General features: G+C 72.8%; 21 protein-coding genes. 11 read left to right on the top strand and 10 right to left on the bottom strand.

What is annotated here, in order from left to right:
• Window positions 1–280: 280 nt before the first annotated feature.
• Both aceE and ACLFMI_RS15645 read left to right on the top strand, forming a co-directional pair.
• Window positions 281–3,073, top strand: a complete 2,793-nt coding sequence (aceE, locus tag ACLFMI_RS15650) for a pyruvate dehydrogenase (acetyl-transferring), homodimeric type (RefSeq protein ID WP_410948587.1) — start codon at window positions 281–283, stop codon at window positions 3,071–3,073.
• Window positions 3,074–3,325: 252 nt separating this feature from the next.
• Complete coding sequence (locus ACLFMI_RS15645; RefSeq protein WP_410948586.1) at window positions 3,326–3,532, top strand: cold-shock protein; 207 nt, start codon at window positions 3,326–3,328, stop codon at window positions 3,530–3,532.
• A 30-nt stretch (window positions 3,533–3,562) separates the two neighbouring features.
• Here the strand turns inward: ACLFMI_RS15645 and ACLFMI_RS15640 are convergent, their stop codons facing one another.
• Complete coding sequence (locus tag ACLFMI_RS15640; RefSeq protein WP_410948585.1) at window positions 3,563–4,381, bottom strand: pirin family protein; 819 nt, start codon at window positions 4,379–4,381, stop codon at window positions 3,563–3,565.
• A 21-nt stretch (window positions 4,382–4,402) separates the two neighbouring features.
• Here ACLFMI_RS15640 and ACLFMI_RS15635 point away from each other — a divergent pair, with 21 nt between their 5' ends.
• From ACLFMI_RS15635 to ACLFMI_RS15615, 5 genes are all read left to right on the top strand, one after another.
• Window positions 4,403–5,737 (top strand): PucR family transcriptional regulator, encoded by a 1,335-nt coding sequence (locus ACLFMI_RS15635; protein ID WP_410948584.1) that lies wholly within the window; start codon window positions 4,403–4,405, stop codon window positions 5,735–5,737.
• 164 nt (window positions 5,738–5,901) lie between these two features.
• A complete protein-coding gene (locus ACLFMI_RS15630; RefSeq protein ID WP_410948583.1) occupies window positions 5,902–6,837 on the top strand; it encodes an ACP S-malonyltransferase in 936 nt (311 codons plus the stop codon).
• 5 nt (window positions 6,838–6,842) lie between these two features.
• Window positions 6,843–7,823 (top strand): beta-ketoacyl-ACP synthase III, encoded by a 981-nt coding sequence (locus ACLFMI_RS15625; protein ID WP_410948669.1) that lies wholly within the window; start codon window positions 6,843–6,845, stop codon window positions 7,821–7,823.
• Between the two features lie 53 nt (window positions 7,824–7,876).
• On the top strand, window positions 7,877–8,119 hold the full coding sequence (locus ACLFMI_RS15620; RefSeq protein WP_020623056.1) for an acyl carrier protein: 243 nt from the start codon (window positions 7,877–7,879) through the stop codon (window positions 8,117–8,119).
• A gap of 61 nt (window positions 8,120–8,180) precedes the next feature.
• Entirely contained in the window at window positions 8,181–9,428 is a 1,248-nt protein-coding gene (locus ACLFMI_RS15615) for a beta-ketoacyl-[acyl-carrier-protein] synthase family protein (protein WP_410948582.1), read from the top strand.
• A gap of 77 nt (window positions 9,429–9,505) precedes the next feature.
• Here ACLFMI_RS15615 and ACLFMI_RS15610 read toward each other — a convergent pair whose 3' ends face one another.
• The 4 genes from ACLFMI_RS15610 to ACLFMI_RS15595 all read right to left on the bottom strand — a co-directional run bounded on the left by ACLFMI_RS15610 (window position 9,506) and on the right by ACLFMI_RS15595 (window position 12,640).
• On the bottom strand, window positions 9,506–10,051 hold the full coding sequence (locus ACLFMI_RS15610; protein WP_410948581.1) for a hypothetical protein: 546 nt from the start codon (window positions 10,049–10,051) through the stop codon (window positions 9,506–9,508).
• A 76-nt stretch (window positions 10,052–10,127) separates the two neighbouring features.
• Window positions 10,128–10,616 carry a DUF3145 domain-containing protein gene (locus ACLFMI_RS15605; RefSeq protein WP_410948580.1) on the bottom strand — a complete coding sequence of 163 codons (489 nt, stop codon included), beginning with the start codon at window positions 10,614–10,616 and terminating at the stop codon, window positions 10,128–10,130.
• 235 nt (window positions 10,617–10,851) lie between these two features.
• Window positions 10,852–11,925 carry an MBL fold metallo-hydrolase gene (locus ACLFMI_RS15600; RefSeq protein WP_410948579.1) on the bottom strand — a complete coding sequence of 358 codons (1,074 nt, stop codon included), beginning with the start codon at window positions 11,923–11,925 and terminating at the stop codon, window positions 10,852–10,854.
• Between the two features lie 52 nt (window positions 11,926–11,977).
• Window positions 11,978–12,640, bottom strand: a complete 663-nt coding sequence (locus ACLFMI_RS15595; RefSeq protein WP_410948578.1) for a transglutaminase-like domain-containing protein — start codon at window positions 12,638–12,640, stop codon at window positions 11,978–11,980.
• Window positions 12,641–12,878: 238 nt separating this feature from the next.
• Between ACLFMI_RS15595 and ACLFMI_RS15590 the strand changes: the two genes are divergently transcribed.
• The 3 genes from ACLFMI_RS15590 to ACLFMI_RS15580 all read left to right on the top strand — a co-directional run bounded on the left by ACLFMI_RS15590 (window position 12,879) and on the right by ACLFMI_RS15580 (window position 14,198).
• On the top strand, window positions 12,879–13,091 hold the full coding sequence (locus tag ACLFMI_RS15590; RefSeq protein ID WP_410948577.1) for a helix-turn-helix domain-containing protein: 213 nt from the start codon (window positions 12,879–12,881) through the stop codon (window positions 13,089–13,091).
• A 56-nt stretch (window positions 13,092–13,147) separates the two neighbouring features.
• Entirely contained in the window at window positions 13,148–13,876 is a 729-nt protein-coding gene (locus ACLFMI_RS15585) for a methyltransferase domain-containing protein (protein ID WP_410948576.1), read from the top strand.
• A gap of 70 nt (window positions 13,877–13,946) precedes the next feature.
• Window positions 13,947–14,198 carry a hypothetical protein gene (locus ACLFMI_RS15580; protein ID WP_410948575.1) on the top strand — a complete coding sequence of 84 codons (252 nt, stop codon included), beginning with the start codon at window positions 13,947–13,949 and terminating at the stop codon, window positions 14,196–14,198.
• A 20-nt stretch (window positions 14,199–14,218) separates the two neighbouring features.
• On the opposite strand, the gene ACLFMI_RS15575 is transcribed toward ACLFMI_RS15580, so the two are convergent.
• The 5 genes from ACLFMI_RS15575 to ACLFMI_RS15555 form a co-directional block, all read right to left on the bottom strand.
• Window positions 14,219–14,689, bottom strand: a complete 471-nt coding sequence (locus ACLFMI_RS15575; RefSeq protein WP_410948574.1) for an NUDIX domain-containing protein — start codon at window positions 14,687–14,689, stop codon at window positions 14,219–14,221.
• A 183-nt stretch (window positions 14,690–14,872) separates the two neighbouring features.
• Window positions 14,873–15,544 carry a hypothetical protein gene (locus ACLFMI_RS15570; RefSeq protein WP_410948573.1) on the bottom strand — a complete coding sequence of 224 codons (672 nt, stop codon included), beginning with the start codon at window positions 15,542–15,544 and terminating at the stop codon, window positions 14,873–14,875.
• An 87-nt stretch (window positions 15,545–15,631) separates the two neighbouring features.
• Window positions 15,632–18,505, bottom strand: coding sequence for a vitamin B12-dependent ribonucleotide reductase (locus ACLFMI_RS15565; RefSeq protein WP_410948572.1), 2,874 nt, complete (start codon window positions 18,503–18,505; stop codon window positions 15,632–15,634).
• Between the two features lie 144 nt (window positions 18,506–18,649).
• The gene (gene nrdR / locus ACLFMI_RS15560; protein WP_410948571.1) at window positions 18,650–19,138 is read right to left on the bottom strand and encodes a transcriptional regulator NrdR; all 489 of its coding nucleotides are present in this window, start codon (window positions 19,136–19,138) and stop codon (window positions 18,650–18,652) included.
• A 209-nt stretch (window positions 19,139–19,347) separates the two neighbouring features.
• Window positions 19,348–19,749, bottom strand: coding sequence for a DUF7715 family protein (locus ACLFMI_RS15555; RefSeq protein WP_410948570.1), 402 nt, complete (start codon window positions 19,747–19,749; stop codon window positions 19,348–19,350).
• A gap of 398 nt (window positions 19,750–20,147) precedes the next feature.
• Here ACLFMI_RS15555 and ACLFMI_RS15550 point away from each other — a divergent pair, with 398 nt between their 5' ends.
• A complete protein-coding gene (locus ACLFMI_RS15550) occupies window positions 20,148–22,172 on the top strand; it encodes an HNH endonuclease signature motif containing protein (protein WP_410948569.1) in 2,025 nt (674 codons plus the stop codon).
• Window positions 22,173–22,336: the final 164 nt, after the last annotated feature.

Raw genomic sequence — 22,336 nt, 5'->3', positions numbered from 1 at the left:
CGGCCACGCCCTGCCGTGCACGTCAGGAGGCCCTCCGTTCTGTTACGTACGAGTAGTACCTATCCTCGCCGGAACGCCCCGGAACCGCTTCCACCCCGCGGTACGCGAGTTTCGGGCCCGCGCCGGAACGGGCACGATGGAGAGTCCACGCCCGCCCGAGCCGGCCGGCAGCACCACGACCCCGCCGCGCCCCGCCGAACCGGGACCCGTCGGGTCCGGTGCGGACGTGGAACAGGGCCGGGCGTACCCCGGCCACCGACGGACCAGGCAGGGAGAACCCTTGACCGCGCAGAGCAGCAGGGCCGGCGACGAGCCGCGCCGCGTCAACATCATCCGGGATGGGCTGGCGGCTCATCTGCCGGATATCGACCCGGAGGAGACCTCCGAGTGGTTGGAGTCCTTCGACGCGGTCCTGGACAACGCCGGTCAGCAGCGGGCCCGGTATCTGATGCTGACCATGCTGCAGCGGGCCCGCGAGAAGCACGTCGGTGTGCCGTCGCTGACCGCGACCGACTACGTCAACACGATCCCGACCGATCGTGAGCCGTGGTTCCCGGGTGACGAGGAGGTCGAGCGCACCTACCGGCGCTGGCTGCGCTGGAACGCGGCGATGACGGTGCACCGCGCGCAGCGGCCGGGTATCGGGGTCGGCGGGCACATCTCGTCATATGCCTCGTCGGCGACGCTCTACGAGGTCGGGTTCAACCACTTCTTCCGGGGCAAGGACCACCCCGGCGGCGGCGACCAGATCTACATCCAGGGCCACGCCTCCCCCGGCATCTACGCCCGCGCCTTCCTCGAGGGACGGCTGTCCGAGGACCGGCTCGACGGCTTCCGCCAGGAGCTCTCGCACGCCGGCCCCGGCGGCGGGTTGCCGTCGTATCCGCACCCGCGGCTGATGCCGGACTTCTGGGAGTTCCCCACCGTCTCGATGGGCATCGGCCCGATGAACGCGATCATGCAGGCCCGGTTCAACCGCTACCTGGGCGATCGCGGCATCAAGAACACCGACGACCAGCACGTGTGGGCCTTCCTCGGCGACGGCGAGATGGACGAGCCCGAATCGCGGGGCATGGTGCACGTCGCGGCGAACGAGAACCTGGACAACCTGACCTTCGTCATCAACTGCAACCTGCAGCGCCTGGACGGCCCGGTCCGCGGCAACGGCAAGATCGTCCAGGAGCTGGAGGCGTTCTTCCGGGGCGCGGGCTGGAACGTCATCAAGGTCGTCTGGGGCCGGGAGTGGGACGCGCTGCTGCACGCCGACCGGGACGGCGCGCTGATCAACCTGATGAACACCACCCCGGACGGGGACTACCAGACCTACAAGGCCAACGACGGCGCCTATGTCCGGGACCACTTCTTCGGCCGTGACCCGCGCACCAAGGCCCTGGTCGACCCGATGACCGACGCCGAGATCTGGAAGCTCAAGCGCGGTGGCCACGACTACCGCAAGGTGCACGCCGCCTACGCCGCGGCGACCGCGCACCACGGCCAGCCCACCGTCATCCTGGCCAAGACGATCAAGGGCTACGGGCTGGGCACGCACTTCGCGGGCCGCAACGCCACCCACCAGATGAAGAAGCTCTCGCTCGATGACCTCAAGCAGTTCCGCGACGAGCAGCGCATCCCGATCTCCGACAAGGATCTCGAGGCCGACCCGTACCGCCCGCCCTACTACCACCCCGGCGAGGGCGACGAGACGATCCAGTACCTGCGCGAACGCCGCCGCCAGCTCGGCGGGCCGCTGCCCTCGCGGCGCAGCACGTCGCGACCGCTGCCCCTGCCCGGGGACAAGGTCTACGACCTGCTCAAGAAGGGCTCGGGCAAGCAGGAGGTCGCCACCACGATGGCGTTCGTCCGGCTGCTCCGCGAGCTGATCAAGGACCCCGAGATCGGCGGCCGGTTCGTGCCGATCATCCCGGACGAGGCCCGCACCTTCGGGATGGACTCGATGTTCCCGACCCAGAAGATCTACAACCCGCAGGGGCAGAACTACACCTCGGTCGACGCCGAGCTGATGCTGGCCTACAAGGAATCCGAGTCCGGCCAGCTGCTGCACGAGGGCATCAACGAGGCCGGGTCGGTCGGCTCGTTCACCGCGGCCGGCACCTCCTACGCCACGCACGGCGAGCCGATGATCCCGGTCTATGTCTTCTACTCGATGTTCGGCTTCCAGCGCACCGGCGACTCGATCTGGGCCGCCGCGGACCAGATGAGCCGCGGGTTCCTCATCGGCGCCACCGCCGGGCGCACCACCCTGACCGGGGAAGGCCTGCAGCACAACGACGGACACTCGCTGCTGCTGGCCACTACCAACCCTGCGGTCGTCGCCTACGACCCGGCCTTCTCCTTCGAGGTCGCCCACATCGTCCAGGACGGGCTGCGCCGGATGGTCGGCGACGACCCCGACAACGTCATCTACTACCTGACCGTCTACAACGAGCCCTACACCCAGCCGGCCGAGCCGGAGAACGTGGACGCCGACGGCATCCTGCGCGGCCTGTACCGCTACGCGGAGGCCCCGCAGGCGGTGGGGCGGGAGAGCGTCGGCGCCGTCCGGCTGCTCGCCTCGGGTGTCGCGATGCCGTGGGCGCTGACCGCCCAGAAGATGCTCGCCGACGAGTGGGACGTCGCCGCCGAGGTGTGGTCGGTGACCTCGTGGGGCGAGCTGCGCCGCGACGGCGTCGACGCCGAGCACACCAACCTGCTGCACCCCGGCGCCGAGCAGGTCGTCCCGTACGTGACCGAGAAACTCGGCGCCGGCGAGCACGCCGACGCCCCGGTCGTCGCGGTCTCGGACTGGATGCGCGCGGTGCCGGACCAGATCCGCCAGTGGTCCCCGGCCCCGTTCGTGTCCCTGGGCACCGACGGCTTCGGCCTGTCCGACACCCGCCCGGCCGTCCGCCGGCACTTCGCCGTCGACGCCGAGTCCATCGTGGTCGGCGCGCTGTCCGCACTGGCCCGCCAAGGCCGGATCAAACCGGAGACCGCCGCCGAGGCCGCCACCGCCTACAAGATCGACGACCCGCAGGCCGCCGGCCCGCAGACCAGCGACTCCGGCGTCGCCTGAGCCGGATCCGGCACCCGCGGCACCCGACGGCCCGTCGTCCCCACCAGTGGGACGGCGGGTCGTCGTCGTGTCCGGCCCGCTCGTGACCCGACCGGATTTCGCCTCTCGTCGGGCGACGCAGATCACGATAGGCTCCGCGCGACGGCGGGTGAGTGATCACGAATCGTCGTCCTGACCAGCACGTGGACCGTGTACGTGCTGGCCGTCGGGCCGGGGCGAGGTGCCCCGGTCCGGAGAACGAGGGAGCACCGAATGACAGAGGGCACCGTCAAGTGGTTCAACAGCGAGAAGGGCTACGGCTTCCTCGCTCCCGACGGTGGTGGCGCGGACGTGTTCGTGCACTACTCGGCGATCCAGGTCCAGGGCTACAAGACCCTCGACGAGGGACAGCGGGTGTCGTTCGACATCGAGCAGGGCCAGAAGGGACCGCAGGCCAGCGGCGTCACTCCACTCGGCTGAACCGGAGCCACACGCCCCGGGCGGAACCGGTCAGAGTCCCGCGCCCAAGCCGGAGTGCATCTCCCACACCAGGATCTCGGCGCCGTCGCGGCCCGCGGTGAGCCGCCGGCCGCCGTCGTCGACGATCCGGGCCGCATCGCCGGCGCCGAGTTCCGGCACGTCCGGACCCGGCCGCTCGGGCACCTCCGGGGTCGCGCTGCCACGGGCCACGAACGCGTGCACGAACGGTGCCGCCGGCAGCCCGGTCACCGCGCCGGGCCCGAGCCGCACCACCGTGAGCGCCGCCATGCTCTGGCGCAGCGGCAGCACCGTGCTGTCCGCGTGGCGGGCCAGACCGGAGGCCAGCACCACCGGCTCGCCGGCCGCGAGCGGCCCGGCGACGTCCCGGACCGCGTGTCCCGGATCGCCGCCCGGGTCGTCAGGCACCACCCACATCTGCACGAACCGCACACCGTCGCCGGACGGCGTGGCGTGCTCGGAGTGCCGCACCCCGCGTCCGGCACCCAGCCACTGAACGCCGCCGGCCGGCACCCGGCGCAGCTCGCCGCTACCGGAGTCGCGGTGTTCCAGCTCGCCGTCGAGCACCCAGGTGACGATCTCGGTGTCCCGGTGCGGGTGCTCGTCGTAGCCCCGTCCCGGGACGACCACGTCCTCGTTGTGCAGCAGGAGCAGCCCGAAGTGGGTGTTCGCCGGGTCGTAGTGCGCGCCGGCCGAGAAGCTGTGCCGGGAGTCCAGCCAGCGGGTCGCGGTGCGGAACCGGTCCCCGGTCCGGTGCACCGTGAGCCCGGTCGGGACACCGGGCCGCGACGAGCCCGTGGAGGGGGTCGGCGAGCCTGTGGAGGGGGTCATGGTCGTGTCATGCTGCCGCACGTGCCTCACCCGCCGGTCGCGGCCGCGACGTTGCGCCGCCTCGAGCTCGCCTCGGGCGGGCTGGCGGCCGCGTGCCTGGCCGAGATGGAGCGGCGCCGGCCGTGGTTCGCCGCGCTGCCCGCCGACCAGCGCGCGGGGGTGGCGCTGGTGACCCAGACCGGTGTCGCGAACTTCGTGTCCTGGCTGCGCGAGCCGGACCGCACCACCCCGCTGACCGCCGAGGCGTTCCGGATCGCGCCGCGCGACCTGGCCCGCCGGATCAGCCTGCGACAGACCGTGGAGCTGGTCCGCATCGCCGCCGACGTGTTCGAGGAGCACCTGCCCCCGCTGGCGGCCGATGCCGACGAGCGGCACGAGCTGACCACGGCGGTGCTGCGGTTCGGCCGGGAGATCGCGTTCGCCGCGGCCACCGTCTACGCCGGCGCCGCCGAGTCCCGCGGGGCGTGGGACGCCCGGCTGGAGGCGCTCGTGGTCGACGCGGTGCTGCGCGGTGACGCCGACGCCGCCCTGATCTCCCGGGCCGCCGCGCTCGGCTGGGACCCGGCCGCGCCGGTGCGCTGCCTGGTCGGCGAGGTGCCCGGCACCGGTCCGGAGTCCCCCCGGCTGATCGTGGAGCTGCGCCGGCTCGCGGCCCGGCTCGGCCACGAGATCCTGGTCGGGGTACAGGGACGACGGCTGGTCGTGCTGCTGCACGCCACCGGCCGCGCCGCCCGGCCGACGCAAGCGGACGGGGCCGACGCGACCGGCCGCGCGGCCGACCACCCGGCCGGCGACGACCGGGTGCTCGTCGAGGTCGCCGGCCGCTTCGGGCCCGGCCCGGTGGTGGCCGGCCCGCCGAGCGCGGACCTGGCCGGCGCCGGCGCCGCGGCCGCCGAGGCGCTCGCCGGTCTCGCCGCGGCCCCCGGGTACCCGGACGCGCCGCGCCCGGTCCCGGCCGGGGACCTGCTGCCGGAACGCGCGTTGTGCGGCGACCCGTTGGCCCGCCGGCGGCTGGCCGAGGAGGTGCTCGCCCCGCTGCACGACACCGGTGGCGAGCTGCTGCGCACCCTGGCGGCGTACCTGGAGGGCGGCGGCAACCTCGAGGGCTGCGCGCGGGCCCTCTACGTGCACCCGAACACCGTCCGGTACCGGCTGCGCCGGATCGCCGAGCTCACCGGGCACTACCCCACCGACGCCCGGCAGGCGTTCGTGCTGCGGGCGGCGCTGGTCGCTGACCGGGTCGGCCGGGCCCGCGACTCCGTCCCGGTCGCCGGGCCGCTGACCCCGCTGGACGGTGTCCCGGCCGATCCGGGCGGGTCCGGCGGCGGCATCGCCCGGCTGGTCGAGACCGGGTGAGATTCGGGTGGATAATGTCGCGAACCCTACAAAGCCTGCCCCCTACGGACCGGTAATGAGGGCTCGGTCACATCGTCGGTTTGGAGGGAACCTCCAACCGAACCGTGCCGAAGTTCGTCGTTCCCGATATCCCGTCATCGACCCGAGAGGTGTGTGATGTCCCGGTGATCGCCCTGCTCGCCCCCGGCCAGGGGGCCCAGACCCCCGGAATGCTCACTCCGTGGCTCGCGGACCCGGCCACGGAGAAGACCGTCGCCGGGTGGTCCGACGCCGTCGGGCTGGACCTGGTCCGGCTGGGCACCACCGCGGAGGCGGAGGAGATCACCGATACCGCGGTCACCCAGCCGCTGATCGTCGCGCTCGGGCTGCTCGCGGCCCGCCGCCTGCACGAGCGGCTGGACGAGGCGGGTGGGGCACCGGAGGAGCTGGCCGTCGCCGGGCACTCGATCGGCGAGCTCACCGCCTGCGCGATCGCCGGCGTCCTGACCGACGACGCCGCCGTCGCCCTGGCCGGGGTGCGTGGCCGGGAGATGGCGGCGGCCTGCGCGGTCACCCCGACGTCGATGGCGGCCGTGCTCGGCGGCGAGCCGGAGGTCGTGCTCGCCCGGCTGGCCGAGCTGGGCCTGGACCCGGCCAACCGCAACGGCGCCGGCCAGATCGTCGCCGCGGGGGCGAAGGAGGCGATCGCCGAGCTCGTCGCGTCCCCGCCGGAGGGCGCCCGGGTCAAAGAGCTGCCGGTCGCCGGCGCCTTCCACACCGCCCACATGGAGCCGGCCCGGGAGGCGATGGCCGCGCACGCGTCGTCGGTCACGGTCGCCGACCCGACACGCACGCTGCTCTCCAACGCCGACGGCCACGTCGTCGGCTCCGGCGCCGAGGCGCTCGACCGGCTGGTCGCCCAGGTGACCCGCCCGGTGCGCTGGGACTCCTGCATGGAGACACTGGGCGGCCGCGGCGTCGGCGCCACCCTGGAGCTGCCCCCGGGCGCGACCCTCACCGGCCTGGTGAAGCGGGCGCTCAAGGGCACCCCCACACTGGCGCTGAAGACCCCCGACCAGCTCGACGCCGCCGCCGAGCTGATCGCCGAACACGGGAAGTGACCACCATGCGCCTCGCCACCCCGGTCGCCGGGGCCCGCCTCCTCGGCATCGGCAGCTTCCAGCCCGACGACGTCGTCACCAACGCCGATCTCGAGCGGCGGGTGGAGACCGACGACGCCTGGATCCGGTCCCGGGTGGGTATCGCCGAGCGCCGGATCGCCGACGCCGAGACCTCGCTGCCGGACATGGCGGTCGCCGCCGGCCGGGCCGCGCTGGCCGACGCGGAGTTCGATTCCGCCGAGCTGGACGCGGTCGTCGTCGCCACCTGCACGATGCCCAACCCGATCCCGAACGCGGCCGCCCAGGTGGCCACCGCGCTCGGCGCGAACGGGATCGGTGCCTTCGACGTCAACGCCGCCTGCGCCGGCTTCTGCTACGGCCTCGGCGTCGCCGCGGACATGGTCCGGGCCGGCTCCGCCCGGCACGTGCTGGTGATCGGCGCCGAGAAGCTGTCCGACTGGATCGACTGGGACGACCGCTCGACCTGCATCATCTTCGCCGACGCCGCGGGAGCGGCGCTGGTCGGACCGGCCGAGTCGGACGAGGCCGTCGGCGTCGGACCGGTCGCGTGGGGCAGCGCCGGCGACCACGCGAGCACCATCCGGATCCTCGAAGAAAGCACGAACAAGCTGCACCAGGAGGGCCAGACGGTGTTCCGCTGGGCGACCAGCGCGGTCGCCCCGGTGGCCCTCGAGGCGATCGACCGCGCCGGACTGGCCCCGGCCGACATCGACGTGCTGATCCCGCACCAGGCGAACCTGCGCATCGTCGAGGCGATCGCCAAGAAGCTGCGCGTCAAGGGCGCGCGGGACGACATGGTCGTCGCCGACGACATCGTGCACTCCGGCAACACCTCGTCCGCGTCGGTCCCGATGGCGCTGGACCACATGCGCACCGCCGGCCGGGTACGGTCCGGCGATGTGCTGCTGCTCGTAGGCTTCGGCGCAGGGCTGTCCTACGCCGGACAGGTCGTCGTCTGCCCGTGACGCGACCTGGCACCCTCTGATCCCTACCCCCACCCCACAAGGAGAGAACCGACGTGGCTGACAACGCTGAGATCCTGACCGGGCTCGCCGAGATCGTCGAGGAGGTCGCCGGCATCGACACCGCCGAGGTGACCCCGGAGAAGTCCTTCGTGGACGACCTGGACATCGACTCGCTGTCCATGGTGGAGATCGCCGTGCAGGCCGAGGACAAGTTCGGCGCCAAGATCCCGGACGACCAGCTGGCCGAGCTGAAGACCGTCGGCGACGCCGTCGACTTCATCGCCAAGCACCAGTGAGCCACGCCGGCGCCGGGTTCCGGCGGAGCGCTGATCCGCACGGCGCCGGGGAGGAGGAGTCATGAGCGACGGAGTGGTCGTCACCGGGTACGGGGCCACCACCCCGCTCGGCGGCGACGCCGCCTCCACGTGGGAGGCACTGCTGGCCGGGAAGTCCGGCGTCGGCACCACACAGGCGGAGTGGGCCGACAAGTTCGACCTGCCGGTGCACATCTCGGCCCAGCTCGCGGTGGACCCCACCGAGGTCCTGTCGCGGGTGCAGGCCCGCCGGATGGACCGCTGCGAGCAGGTCGCCGTCGTCGCGGCCCGTGAGGCCTGGACGCACGCCGGCCTGGGCGCGGTCCCCGGCGAGGACGGCGCGGCCGTCGAGGGCGAGCGGCTGGCCGTCGTGCTGGGAGCCGGGATCGGCGGCGCGCCGACCCTGCTCGCCCAGGACGACCTGCTCGAGGAGCACGGCCTGCGCAAGGTCTCCCCGCTGACGGTGCCGATGCTCATGCCGAACGGGCCGGCCGCGATGGTCAGCCTGGAGTACAAGGCCAGGGGCGGCGTGCACTCCCCCGCGTCGGCGTGCGCGACCGGCGCCGAGGCGCTGGCCTGGGCCTACCGGCTGCTGCAGGCCGGTGAGGTGGACGTCGTCCTCGCCGGAGGCGCCGAGTCCTGCATCGTGCCGATCACCGTGGCCGGCTTCGTCCAGGCCCGCACCCTGTCCCAGCGCAACGACGAGCCGGAGCGGGCCTCGCGGCCGTTCGACACCGGCCGGGACGGGTTCGTGCTGGGCGAGGGCTCCGGGGTGATGGTGCTCGAGCGGGAGGAGTTCGCGAAGGCCCGCGGGGCCACGATCCACGGCCGGCTGGCCGGGTTCGGCCTGACCTCGGACGCGTACCACATCACCGGACCGGACCCGGAGGGTGAGGGACAGGTCCGGGCGATGGACAAGGCGGTGCGCAACGCCGGGCTGTCGGCCTCGGACGTCACCCACGTCAACTGCCACGCCACCTCCACGGTGGTCGGCGACGTCGGCGAGACGGTGGCCGTGCGCAAGGCGCTCGGCGACCACCCGGTGCTGACCGCGCCGAAGTCGGCGCTCGGGCACCTGGTCGGCGGCGCCGGGGCGGTCGAGGGCATCATCACGCTGCTCTCGGTCCGGGACGACATCATCCCGGCCACGGTCAACCTGGAGAAGCTCGACCCCAAGATCGAGCTCGACGTCGTCGCCGACGCGCCCCGGAAGACGGCCGTGGACGCGGCGTTGAACAACTCGTTCGGTTTCGGCGGGCACAACGCCTCGCTGCTGTTCACCAAGACCTGAGGTCCACGTTCCGGCGGCGGTCCCCCGTGGGGGCCGCCGCCGTCGCGTACCGGCGCCCGTTCAGCAGGCCGAGCCGTTCAGCAGGGGGCGCCGAGCACGCTGCCGGAGTCGCCCGCCAGCAGCCGTGGCGGGGAACCCGCCATCGGGTAGGCCGCCTGCCAGCAGATCCGCCCGACCTGCAGGCCCGGTGGGCCGTCCGCGGGGTCCTGCACGCTCACGAACCGCACCAGCGCCAGCACCCCGCCGCCCGGGGTGGAGTCGATCCGGTCCACCCGGATGGTGCCGTCGGTGGTCGTGCCGACGCCCTCGAGCCACTGCTCGCGGGGCTGGTGGTCGGCCCGTTCCGGGCTGACGATGCGGGTCCAGGTCGCATGGTCCCGGGTGTTGATCGCGTTGAAGTAGAGCTGCACCTGGTCGCGGACCAGGGCCGCGGCCGGATGGGCGGCCGCGCCCGCGCTCAGCTCGGCCCGCGGGTCACCGGCACCGGCCCGCGGCACGTCGGGTGGATGGGCCACCGGGGCGATGCCCGCGGGCGCCCGCTCCCCCGCCTTCCAGGCCACCCCGGCGACGACGCCGAACGCGACGACGAGTGCCGCGGCGACCGCCGCGGCACGACGGCTCACCGTTCCCCCCAGCGCACGCCGCCCAACCTACCCGTGAGTGGTTATCGCGGTCAGGACCGCGACAACCACTCACCGGTCAGCCGACCTGGTGCAGCCAGGTCACCGGCGCGCCGTCACCGGCGAAGCGGAAGGACTCCAACTCGTCGTCCCATGCGGTGCCGAGCAGCTGGTCGAGCCGCCGCGACAGCCCGCTGCCACCGGTCTCGGCCATCACCGTGCGCAGCTGATCCTCGCCCAGCACGACGTCGCCGTTCGCGCTGGTCCGCCCGGTCCACATGCCGAGACCGGGGACGTGCATGAACCGCTCCCCGTCCATCCCGGCACTGGGCTCCTCGGTCACCTCGAACCGGAGCATCGACCAGGCCCGCAGCGCACCCGCCAGCGCGCCACCGCTGCCGGCCGGCCCGGTCCACGAGCACTCGGCCCGCATCTGGCCGGACGCCACCGGTTGCGGTGACCACTCCAAGGACACCCGCGTCCCGAGGACGCCCGAAATCGCCCACTCGACGTGCGGACAGACCGCAGTCGGCGACGAGTGGACGAAAACCACCCCGCGTGTGCTCACTGCTACCTCCGCGCTCCGTCGACGAGGATCGTCTTCCCCTACGTCCTCGGCGTCACGGCGGCGTAGACCTGAGTCCCGCGTGGCTGTGGTGATGCGTGTGGGTGTCGGTTCCGGGTGCGGACCTCCGGTATCGGGGAGCAGGTGACGGCCACTCTGCCGCATCCGGGCGCGGGCGGCCACCCCGACACGACCAACGGGTGAACCTCCGTCGGCGTGTCGCGGCGCGTCGGGCGGGTCAGGCCGTGTAGGTGGCGAGAGCGATCTCGGAGTCGACCTGCGCCTCGTCGGTCCGGACGATCTCGCCCCGCTCGGCGAGCACGTCCAGGTGCGCGCCGGTCTCCAGCACGGCGAGCATCCGGTTGAACAGGTCCATGTCGTCGAACCGGTGCTCGCGCCGGGTCCAGCGCAGCATCCGGGCCGTCTCCAGCGCGCTCCCCGCCCCGGCGACGACCGCGTCCCGGGCCTGGGCGAGCCGCACGTCGTGGTGCGCGAGCAGCTCGTCGGTCCGGGCGTGCGTGCGGCCGCCGACCGGGCCGTGCGCGGGCAGCAGGTCCGCGTCCGGGCGGTTGCGGACCAGCCGCAGCGAGTCCAGGAACTGGGCCAGCGGGCTCCTCACCGGGGCGGGCTGCAGCCCGATGGACGGGGTGATCCGGGGCAGCACGTGGTCGCCGGCGAACAGCAGCCCGTGCGCCTCGTCGGCGAACACCAGGTGCCCCCGGGTGTGCCCGGGGGTCTCGATCGCCAGCAGGTCCCGGGCGCTCTGCCCCGGCTCCCCGATCCCGATCACCGCGCGGTCGGCGATCCACTCGTCGGGGGTCTCCCACTCGCGCGGGTCGGGCGGCGTCCACGGGCTCCGGCCGAGCTCGTCGATGATCTCGCGTGCACCGCAACGCAGCAGCCGGCTGCGTTCCGGCTCGCGCTCCGAGCGCTCCGGGGAGGTGATCACGTCGAGGTTGGGCTGCTCCCCGGCCCCGAGCAGGACCCGGGAGCCGTGCTCGCGGCGCAGCATCGAGGCCAGCGTGTAGTGGTCGCGGTGGGCGTGGGTGACGAGGAACCGGCGGACGTCGCCGAAACCGGACCCGAGCGCGCCCAGCCCCGCACCCAGCAGGTCGCGGGCCTCGTCGATCGCCCACCCGGAGTCGACCAGGGTCCAGCCGTCGGCGTCGGCGAGTGCGTAGACGTTGACCGCGCGCAGGCCGTCCTGCGGCAGCGGCAACGGGATCCGGTAGACCCCCGGCGCGCAGCGGTAGACCCCCGGCGCGGTCCAGTCGAGGGCGGGGTCGTCGTCGATCACGGTCGGGGCGGTCACCCCCGCACCCTAGATCGTTCGCACCGCTATCGGATCGACCGGGGCCGCCGGTTCAGCGGGTGAAGGCATCCCGCCCGGACGGTTCCCCGCCCTGGAACATGCCCTCGGGGTAGTGCTCGCGGAAGGTGCCGACGACGTCGTCCAGCGGCAGGTCGTGGAACGTGCCCCGGTCGTGCTCGTAGGACATGTAGCGCTCGCCGGCGCCGTCGTAGGCGTGCATCAGGGCGTCCGTGCGCCCGTCGAACGCGATCGGGTCGACACCGAACCGCGCGCACAGCTCGGCGTTGAACGCCGGGGTGGCCTTCACCCACTGCCCGTCCAGCCACAGCGCGGTGTAGCCGTGCCAGACGAACAGGTCCGCGCCACCCATCCGGGCACGCAGCCGGGGGGTGTTGAGGTGGTTGCGGACGTCGGCGAACCCGAGCCGGGCCGGGATCCCGGCGGCCCGGGCGGCGGCGGTGAGCAGCACCGCCTTGGGGACGCACCAGTTGTTCGGCTGCTCGGCGACCCGGCTCGCCCGGAAGGCTGCGGGGTCGGTGACGACGCAGAACGGGTCGTACCAGATCTCGTCGCGCACGGCGTCGAACAGCGCGACCGCCCGTGCGACCGGGTCGGCGCGACCCGCGGTGACCCGCTCGGTGAAGGCGCGGACCGGCGCGGAGCCGGAGTCGGTGAACCAGCCGGGCGCCAGGTCCTCGTCGGTCGGGCCGGACATCGTCGCCTCCTGTCCCGCGGGGACGGCCCCGCCTGCCGTCGACCCTACGCGGGCGCCGAATCTCACCATCCGTGTCCGAATGCTCACCCTCTGATGATCACATGCACTCACTCCACCCGAGGGAGGGACACGTTCACCCCCGGAGAGGGCGGGGATCCGCGCTACCGTCCGTGCCCGGAAGACGATCGATCACGTCGGCGTCCGCGGGAGCGGTCCGGCAGAGGAGGGGCGCAGGACGATGGGGGATCGAATCCCGGAGCAACGACCCGAGCAGGACGCGCCGTTCCTCACCGTGGCGGAGGTGGCCGAGCGGATGCGGGTGTCGCGGATGACGGTGTACCGCCTGGTACACAGCGGGGAGCTGCCGGCCGTGCGGTTCGGGCGCTCGTTCCGGGTGCCGCCGGAGTCGGTGGAGACCCTGATCGAGTCGGCCCGTTTCACGGGCGGCTGAGCCGTGGATCCAGGCTGAGCGGCCCGGACGATGCTGCCCGTCGATCGGCCGAGCGCGTGCCGGGTCGCCGCGACCTACGCGACGCCGGAGGCCGCCCGGGAGCGGGCGGCGACCCACCGGCTGCTGGCCGCTCGTCCCGGCGAGCGGGTACTCGTCGTCGGGACCGGGCCCGGGCAGCTGCTCGACGAGCTGGCCGGGACGGTCGGTGCCCCGGCGCGTGCGGGATCGACCCGGTCCCGCACATGCTGGAGCTGGCACGGGACCGCTGCGGGGACCGGGTGGACCTGCAGCGGCGGGCGCTGGCGGGGCCCGGGTCGTTGCCGGGCGGGCCGTTCGACGCCGTCGCGTGCCTGCAGGTGCTCGAGTTCGCCACCGACGTGCGGGCGGCGCTGACCGAGCTGCACCGGGTGCTGCGCCCGGGCGGGCGGCTGCTGGTGCTCGACACCGACTGGACCTCGCTGCGCTGGCCCGGGCCAGGTGTGGGCCGGCACCGCCGGATCCGGGACGCCTGGTGCACCTGCATCCCGTCGCCGCGCCTGCCGTGCGAGCTGGTCCCACTGCTGCGGGCCGCCGGGTTCGCCTCCCCGCGCGCGGAGCGGGTGCCGATGCGGGGTCCGGCCGCGGCCGGGTACGGCGCGGTGCTGCGCGAGATGGTGGCCGTTGCGGTGCCGGGCCGGTGCGGGCTGAGCCGGGCCGAGGTCGACACCTGGGCCACCGCCGTCGCGGCGTGCGGTGACGAGCCGTTCTCGGTGGACCGCTGGTTCGTCGGCGCGAGCCGACCGTGAGCATGGCCGGGTAGGCGGGGCGGAGTAGGCGGGGTTGGCGGGTGGCCCCGGTGCGGCGAGAATCGCCCCGATGAGCGCGCCGCCGTCGACGACCGGTCAGCAGATGATTCCCGTGCGGGTCCGGATCGGACAGCAACTGGCCCAGGTCCGCTGGTTCCGGGTCGTGCCCCGTGCCGGGGAGTGGGTCAACTTCGCCCCGCAGGGCTGGCCGCGCGACGACTACGAGGTCGAGTGGGTCCTGCACTACTCGCTCGACCCGGACGAGGACCCCGCCGACAACCCGGACGTCACTGTGGAGATCTGCCTGATCGAGCCCGTCTGAGACCGCGGTGTGGCCCGGCGTCAGCCGAACCCGTGTGTGCGGACGGCGTCGGTGCGGCCCGCGCGCAGCGCGTCGAGCACCGCGCGCTCGTGCGGGACGGTCGCCGCCGGCAGCGCGTCGAGCGCGAACCAGTCCAGACCGGCGCTGCGGTCCGGCTCGGCCGGGTAGGGGTCACCGGTCCAGCGCCGGCAGGTGAAGAAGAAGTCCACCCGCTCGTCGATCGGGTTGCCGTTGCCCCGGGTGCGGTGCACGGCGGTGAGCGGGACGAGGTCCGCGGCGGCGACCACGATCCCGAGTTCCTCCACGGCCTCGCGAGCCGCCGCAGCGACGGCGCTCTCCCCGGCCTCGACGTGCCCGGCCGCCGCAGCCGCCCAGTGACCGTCCATGAAGCCGGTGTTCGCCCGCAGCTGCAGCAGCACCTCGGTGCCGCCGGTCCCCTCGCGCAGCAGCAGGACGTAGGACGCCGGGATGACCCGGAAGCGATCGGTCACCCGGACGACCCTAGGTCGTCGCCGCCGAGCCACCGCCCCTGAGTCACCACCGCCGCCGACTCACCGCCGCCGAGCCACCGCCGCTAGTCCGGGCCCTACCGGCCGTCGGCGGTCCGGGCTGCCGCCGGCCGCCCCGCTCCTCCCTCCTTAGAATCCGCTGCCTTCTCGGAATCCGCTGCCTTCTCAGAAGAGGATGCCCAGCCACTCCGTCGCGCAGTCGTGGCAGAGGCCCTCCGCGGTGTCGGCCCGGTGCACCTGCCGGAGGCAGACCGGGCAGTGCAGCAGCCGGCGCCGTGCCCGACGGAGCAACCCGTCCCGGGCCTCCCGGACCGCCAGCGCGGGCGCGCCGTCCGGATCGGCGCACCCGGCCAGGTCGGGGACCTCCCGGACGTCGACCGGTTCGAGGGTCGGCCGGCCCCCGGCCTGGCCCGGTTCGGGACGGGCGAGCTGCGGCGGCCCGGACGCCGGGACCGCGAGCATGAGCTGCACCGGCTGCCCGACGACAAACCACTCGAGGGTGAGGGAGGCGCCGGTGTCGGAGCCGCCGGGGGCGGCCCCCGGCGGGAGCAGCCCGACCGACCGCAGGTCGCCGTCGGTGTACCCGCCGGCCCGCAGCTCGTCCGGGCTCAGCCCGAAGTGCCGCAGCCGGTCCGGCGGCAGGTCGAGGTCGCGCAGCTCGGACGGCGACGGCACGCCGACGTACATCCGCCCGGGGGCGGACCGCTCGGGCGGCTCCCGATCTGCGGCGGGGTCGTCGTCACCACCGGCCCGCGTCCACGGCGCGCCCAGCACGAGGGCGAGCACCCCCGGATCGATCCGCAACCGCCGGGCGATCTCCCCGGTCCGGTCCTGCACCCCGTGCTCACCGCTCCCCACGACACGCCGGACGCCCGCCGGGCGGCACCGGACCCACCGGTGCCGCCCCGGGACGTGCCGGGTCGGTCAGCTGCACCCGCTGGTCGAGCCGCAGCCCTCGCACAGGTAGCAGGAGCCGGCCGGGCGCATCTTGGTCCCGCAGGTCATGCACAGCGGTGCGTCGGCCGCCTTGCCCAGCCGCAGCTCGAGCAGCTCGGTGGAGCTACCGACCTCGGCCGGAGCCGGCTCGGTGACCGGATCCTCCTTCTTCTCCTTCTCCTCGGTCGGCACCGACGACCGGAACTCGTCCATGTCCAGGTTCTCCGAGCCGGAGCCGTAGTCGCTCGCGACCTGGGCCGACCGCTCGTCGGAGGAGAAGATGCCCAGCTCGGCGCGCTTCTCGTAGGGCAGGTGGTCCAGCGCCAGGCGGCGGAACAGGTAGTCCAGCACCGACGTGGCGATCCGGACGTCCGGGTCGTCGGTCATGCCGGCCGGTTCGAACCGCAGGTTGGAGAACTTCGAGACGTAGAACTCCAGCGGGATGCCGTACTGCAGGCCCACCGAGATCGACATCGAGAAGGCGTCCATCACACCGGCCAGGGTCGAGCCCTGCTTGCCGAGCTTGACGAAGATCTCGCCGAGGCCGTTCTCCGGGTAGCTGCCGGCGGTCAGGTAGCCCTCGGCGCCACCGACGGTGAACGAGACGGTCTCGCTCGGCCGCTTCTTCGGCAGTCGCTTGCGGGTCGGGCGCTGCTCGACGACGACCTTGGGCTCCGGCTCGCTCTTCTCGCCGGACCCGCCCTTGCCGACCGACAGCGGCTGGCCGACCTTGCAGTTGTCCCGGTAGATCGCCAGCGCCTTGAGGCCGAGCCGCCAGCCCTCGAGGTAGATCCGCTCGACGTCGGCGACGGTGGCCCGCTCGGGCATGTTCACCGTCTTGGAGATCGCGCCGGACAGGAACGGCTGGGCGGCGGCCATCATCCGGACGTGCCCCATCGGGGCGATGGACCGCTCCCCCATCGCGCAGTCGAAGACCTCGTGGTGCTCCGGCTTCATTCCCGGGGCGTCGATCACGTGACCGTGCTCGGCAACGTACTCGACGATCGCCTCGGCCTGCTCGGCCTGGTAGCCGAGGTTGTCCAGCGCACGGCGCACGGTCTGGTTGACGATCTGCATGGAGCCGCCGCCGACCAGCTTCTTGAACTTGACCAGCGCCAGGTCCGGCTCGATGCCGGTCGTGTCGCAGTCCATCATCAGGCCGATCGTGCCGGTCGGAGCCAGCACGGAGGCCTGCGCGTTGCGCCAGCCGTTGGCCTCACCGGTCTCCTGGCACTGCTTCCACACCTCGGTGGCGAGCGCCTGGACCGGGCTCGACCCCGGGAAGCTGCGGATCTGGTCGTTCGCCGCGGCGTGCTTGCGGATCACCCGCTGGTGCGCCTCGGCGTTGCGGGCGTAACCCTCGTAGGTGCCGACGATGCCGGCCAGCTCGGCCGAGCGCTTGTACGCCGCACCGGTCATCAGCGAGGTGATCGCCCCGGCGAGGGCGCGGCCGCCCTCCGAGTCGTAGGCGTGCCCGGTCGCCATCAGCAGCGCACCCAGGTTCGCGTAGCCGATGCCCAGCTGGCGGAACTTCCGGGTGGTCTCGGCGATCGGGTCGGTCGGGAAGTCCGCGAAGCAGATCGAGATGTCCATCGCGGTGATGATCAGCTCGACGGCCCGGGCGAAGGTCTCGGCGTCGAACCGGTCGTCGGCGTCGAGGAACTTCATGAGGTTCAGCGACGCGAGGTTGCAGCTGGAGTTGTCCAGGTGCATGTACTCCGAGCACGGGTTCGACGCGGTGATCCGGCCCGACTCCGGGCAGGTGTGCCAGTCGTTGATCGTGCTGTCGTACTGGATGCCCGGGTCGGCGCAGTTCCAGGCCGCCTCGGCGATGCCGTTGAACAGCGTGCGGGCGTCGGTCCGGTCGATGACCTCGCCGGTCATCCGGGCCCGCAGGCCGAAGTCGGTGCCCTCCTCGACGGCGCGCATGAACTCGTCCGAGACCCGGATCGAGTTGTTCGCGTTCTGGTACTGCACCGAGGTGATGTCGTGGCCGCCGAGGTCCATGTCGAACCCGGCATCGCGCAGCACCCGGACCTTGGCCTCTTCCTTGGCCTTGGTCTCGACGAACTCCTCGATATCCGGGTGGTCGACGTCGAGCACGACCATCTTCGCCGCCCGGCGGGTCGCCCCACCGGACTTGATGGTGCCCGCGGACGCGTCGGCGCCGCGCATGAACGAGACCGGGCCCGAGGCGGTGCCACCGGAGGACAGCAGCTCGCGCGACGACCGGATACGGGAGAGGTTCAGGCCGGCACCCGAGCCGCCCTTGAAGATCAGGCCCTCCTCCCGGTACCAGTTCAGGATCGACTCCATGGTGTCGTCCACGGAGAGGATGAAACAGGCGCTGACCTGCTGCGGGCTGGGCGTGCCGACGTTGAACCAGACCGGCGAGTTGAAGCTGAATACCTGGTGCAGCAGCATCCAGGTCAGCTCGTGGTCGAAGATCTCGGCGTCGCCCTCGGAGGCGAAGTAGCCGTTCTCGACGCCGGCGCGGCGGTAGGTGCCGACGACCCGCTCGATGAGCTGCTTGAGGCTGGACTCGCGGGTGTCACTGCCGGCCGCGCCGCGGAAGTACTTGCTGGTGACGATGTTGGTCGCGTTCACCGACCAGTGGCTCGGGAACTCGACGCCGCGCTGCTCGAAGTTGATCGTGCCGTCCCGCCAGTTCGTCATGACGACGTCCCGACGCTCCCAGTCCACCTGCTCGTAGGGGTGGACGCCCTCGGTCGTGAAGACGCGCTGCACGGTCAGGCCGCTGCGCCGCTTCGCCCCCGACTTGCCCCGCCCGCGCGCACTCCGGCCGGCGGCCTCGCCGCTGTCGCTCGTGCCTGTGGTCGGGCCCCCGACGGTCTCGGTCATGAACTGTCCCTCTTCCGCATCCGAATCAGACACTCCTCGTGCCACCCGCGCGCTGGGGTGCGCGGGTGGGCACCCGACCGGCGCCGGGGACGGCCCCGTCGGCGCCGGGTCTGTCGCACCCGGCCCCGATGCGGGCCGTCCCGGTCAACCGGCCGGGCCGCCGGCCTCGTCGTCGGCTGCTTCCCCGGCAGCCGCCGAACGCAGGTCGGCGATCTCCTTCTCGAAGTCCTCGATCGAGGAGAACGAGCGGTAGACGCTCGCGAACCGCAGGTACGCGACCTCGTCCAGCTCGCGGAGCGGACCCAGGATCGCCAGGCCCACCTCGTGGCTGGGGATCTCGGCCGATCCGTTCGAGCGCACCGCCTCCTCGACCCGGTGGGCGAGCTGCTGCAGGTTGTCCTCGTCGACCGGACGGCCCTGACACGCCCGCCGCACCCCACCGACCACCTTGTGCCGGCTGAAGGGTTCGGTCACCCCGCTGCGCTTGACGACGGCGAGCACGGCCTCCTCGACCGTGGTGAACCGTCGACCGCATGAGGTGCAGGACCGTCGACGGCGGGTGCAGGTCCCGTCGTCTGCGGTCCTCGAGTCGATCACCCTGGAATCCGGGTGCCGGCAGAACGGGCAGCGCACGACCGACCCACCTCTTCCCCGCGTGACGACTTATACCCAACTTCTGGGAGAACAACGCCACTGTAACCCCCATATGTTGGGGTGCGCCATCCCGGTGCGGGCGTGTCGCGAGTGCTTCGCCCGATCGAGCGGAAGCCTCGCACAAGCCACCACGGGCGCCGCGGAGCCCCGGGCTGCGGCATGCCCGTGGACGGCTGCCCCGGAGCCGGCTACCCGTAGCCGGCCGGTTCCGGCAGCTCACGCACGACGAGTTCGTCCAGCCGGCGCTCGACCACGGCGCCCACCGGCCAGTCGGCGACCAGGTCCATCAGATCATCGCCCTCCTGTACCGAACAGCACGCGCACGGGTCGCACCCCTGCGCCTGCAGGCTGGACCGGATGGCCTCGAGGTACTCCTCGCGGCTCAGCGGCAGCTCGGCCACCAGCGCGGTCGACGTCGCGCGATACGAGCTCAAACCGACGAAGCCGCGGCCGCAACCGCAGCCACCGTCCGGGTCGTCACGGTCCTTCGGGCACACCTCCCCGATCCGGACGGGTTCACCCTCGACACACCAGCAGTAGTCGTTGGGACGGCCGCCCCGGGTTCGACGGGTGGCTACCAGCACCTTCATCGTCACCACCTCCATGTGTGACGTAACGAGGAGGCAGGAGTATCAGCCAGGCCCGACAGTTCTGGCCGACCCCTGAGCCGCGGACGCCGCTCACGCCCCCGTCGCCGGCGTGCTCGCATACCGACCTCGTTGCCGGGGCCCCCGTATCCGATCTCGACATCGGCATCGAGCCGTACACCCGATTCTTCGAGCACCCGGTTCTTCGGCTGCGATCCGGACGCGCGCGCCGGCGACCAAGACACCGGACCATCCGGAGACCGACCACGCACGACACGAACGCTGATCTCGCCGATCGATCGTCACTGCGTGCTGTCGGAGGCGGGGCCATCGGAGTGAACTCGGACCGCACCGGGTTCCGGCGACCCGAAACTGTCGGTGGTCGTACGTATGTTCGAAACGTGGCCGAGGTGGCGGAACTTGTGGACCGGGTGGTGGCGTTGCCACCCGGCCCGGAACTGTCCACCGTGCTGGCCGCACTGCCGTGGGAGAAGATCCCGAACGCGCGCCTGGTGGAGGTGCTGCAGGCGCGGTACCGGCAACTGTCACACGAGCAGGCCGAGTGCTACGCCGGGATGGTCGAGATCGGCCACGCCGTCGCCGTCGAGGACCTGCCCGGCGACCGGGTTACGGCCGTGCTGCGGACCGAGGACCAGTTCGACTGGGCCTCCCACGAGATCGCCGCCGGACTCACCCTCACCCCGACCACATCGGATCGCGAACTCGCCTTCGGCGTCGCCCTGTGCGAGCGCCTGCCCCTGGTGTTCACCGCCCTGCAGCAGGGCCGCATCGACGTGGGCAAGGCCCGCGTCTTCGTCGAGTACCTCGACCCCGCGAGCGGGGACGTGACCGAGACCCAGGCCCGACGGCTCTGCGAACGGTTCGTCCCGCTCGCCCCGGGACTGACCACGAAACAACTCGCGGACCGGCTCTACCGGGCATTGCTGGCCATCGACCCACAGCTGCGGCGACGCCGCTACGAACGCGCCGTCCAAGAACGCCGCGTCGCGCTCTACCTGGATCCACGGACCGGCACCGCCACCCTGGTCGGCGACGGACTACCCGCCGACGAGGCAGCCGCCGCGGCCGCACGCATCGACCGCCTGGCCGCCACAGCGAAACGCGCCGGACATCCCGGCCGACTCGGCCAGATCAGCAGCGACCTGTACCTCGAGATGCTCAACGGCGAGTTCCACGGCCTCACCGAGAACGAGATCATCCACCGGCTCCTGGACACGCGGCGCGCCGAGGACGACCCTGCTGCCGACACCGACACCGACACCGACACCGGCTCCGGCTCCGGCTCCGGCGACACCGCCGACCCCGCCGAGCCCGCCGACCGCCCGGACAACGCCCCCGCGACAGGGGACGGCGTAGCCGCCCCGACGGTCGCAGAGACCGACGGGAAAGCCGAGACCCGAGGCGACGAGACCGGCGACGACGGGGCCGGAACCGGCGCCGATGGCGCGGAGGACGCGGACGGCGACACCGGCACCGGACCCAACCACCCGGACGAGCCGACGGCCGATACCGGCGGTCACCGATGGACCGGCGAACGAGCGGCCACCCGCGAGGGCATCGAAATCCGCGCCGGACTGGGCACCCTCGCCGGACTCGACGAACGACCCGGCGACATCCCCGGCCTCGGCCCGATAGGCGCACACGTCACCCGCACCGCGACCACCCGGCAACGACGCGGAGCACGCTGGCTGTTCGCCATCGGTGACCCCCACGGCCACCTACTACTGGCCGGACCACTGCGCCGCCGCCCCCACACCGACACCGGCACACCACCTGCGGTGCGGGGCGGAGTGGTCGAACTGCACCTGAGCCTCGAGGAACTGCAGCGCTACGCCGCCGACCCCACCCTGACCGACTGGCACCCACTACTCGCCGAGATCGCCCACGCCTGGAACGACCGCGACCAACGGCACAAACGCCTGGCCGCCCACCCGTCCGCACGGTTCGCACGCGGCCCCCTCGCCGACCACATCCACATCCGCGACCGCACCTGCACCGGCCCAGGCTGCACCCGCACAGCCCGCCGCTCCGACCTCGACCACACCCGCGACCACAGCCGCGGCGGCCCGACCGTGCAGGCCAACCTCGGACCGGCATGCACCCGCCACCACCCGGACAAGGACCGCGGCTGGACACTCACCCAACCCGAGCCGGGCCTCTTCCGCTGGACCAGCCCACTCGGACGCACCTACTGGACCCGAGGAGAACCGGTACGCCCCGATCTCCCCGACCCCGACCCCCGTCCCGAACCTGCCGAGCACCCGAGCGAGGAGACCGCCGCCGACGTGGACCAGCGGCTGCGCCGCCACGACTCGCCGATGCTGAAACGACCGGTCACGGACCCACCCCGGTCGCCCGCGCCGAAACCACCGCCGAAGCCGGATGGCGATCCGCCACCGTTCTAGATCCCTGGCCAGGACGTTGATGACTCTCGACGCGGCGTGTCGAACGGGGAAGGCGCTTCGCACCGGCTGGAGGGGACTGACGCCGTCCACCCGCCACGAAACTCGATCGCTCCCGTGATCATCGAGGACGCCCGCGAACGCGGAGCGCGCAACGTGGATCCGTC

The organism is Pseudonocardia nantongensis, assembly GCF_046546495.1.
Taxonomy (GTDB): Bacteria; Actinomycetota; Actinomycetes; order Mycobacteriales; family Pseudonocardiaceae; genus Pseudonocardia; species Pseudonocardia nantongensis.
Note: the sequence above shows the minus strand (reverse complement) of the source record. Positions and strands in the feature narration are given on the sequence as shown.

Bases quoted from the DNA above. Each gene is read 5' to 3' on its own strand.
- ACLFMI_RS15625 (WP_410948669.1), top strand. From the start codon at position 6,843: ATGCGCCTCGCCACCCCGGTCGCCGGGGCCCGCCTCCTCGGCATCGGC.
- ACLFMI_RS15595 (WP_410948578.1), bottom strand. From the start codon at position 12,640: ATGTCCGGCCCGACCGACGAGGACCTGGCGCCCGGCTGGTTCACCGAC.
- ACLFMI_RS15590 (WP_410948577.1), top strand. From the start codon at position 12,879: ATGGGGGATCGAATCCCGGAGCAACGACCCGAGCAGGACGCGCCGTTC.
- ACLFMI_RS15615 (WP_410948582.1), top strand. From the start codon at position 8,181: ATGAGCGACGGAGTGGTCGTCACCGGGTACGGGGCCACCACCCCGCTC.
- ACLFMI_RS15555 (WP_410948570.1), bottom strand. From the start codon at position 19,749: ATGAAGGTGCTGGTAGCCACCCGTCGAACCCGGGGCGGCCGTCCCAAC.
- ACLFMI_RS15640 (WP_410948585.1), bottom strand. From the start codon at position 4,381: ATGACCCCCTCCACAGGCTCGCCGACCCCCTCCACGGGCTCGTCGCGG.
- ACLFMI_RS15565 (WP_410948572.1), bottom strand. From the start codon at position 18,505: ATGACCGAGACCGTCGGGGGCCCGACCACAGGCACGAGCGACAGCGGC.
- ACLFMI_RS15580 (WP_410948575.1), top strand. From the start codon at position 13,947: ATGAGCGCGCCGCCGTCGACGACCGGTCAGCAGATGATTCCCGTGCGG.
- ACLFMI_RS15645 (WP_410948586.1), top strand. From the start codon at position 3,326: ATGACAGAGGGCACCGTCAAGTGGTTCAACAGCGAGAAGGGCTACGGC.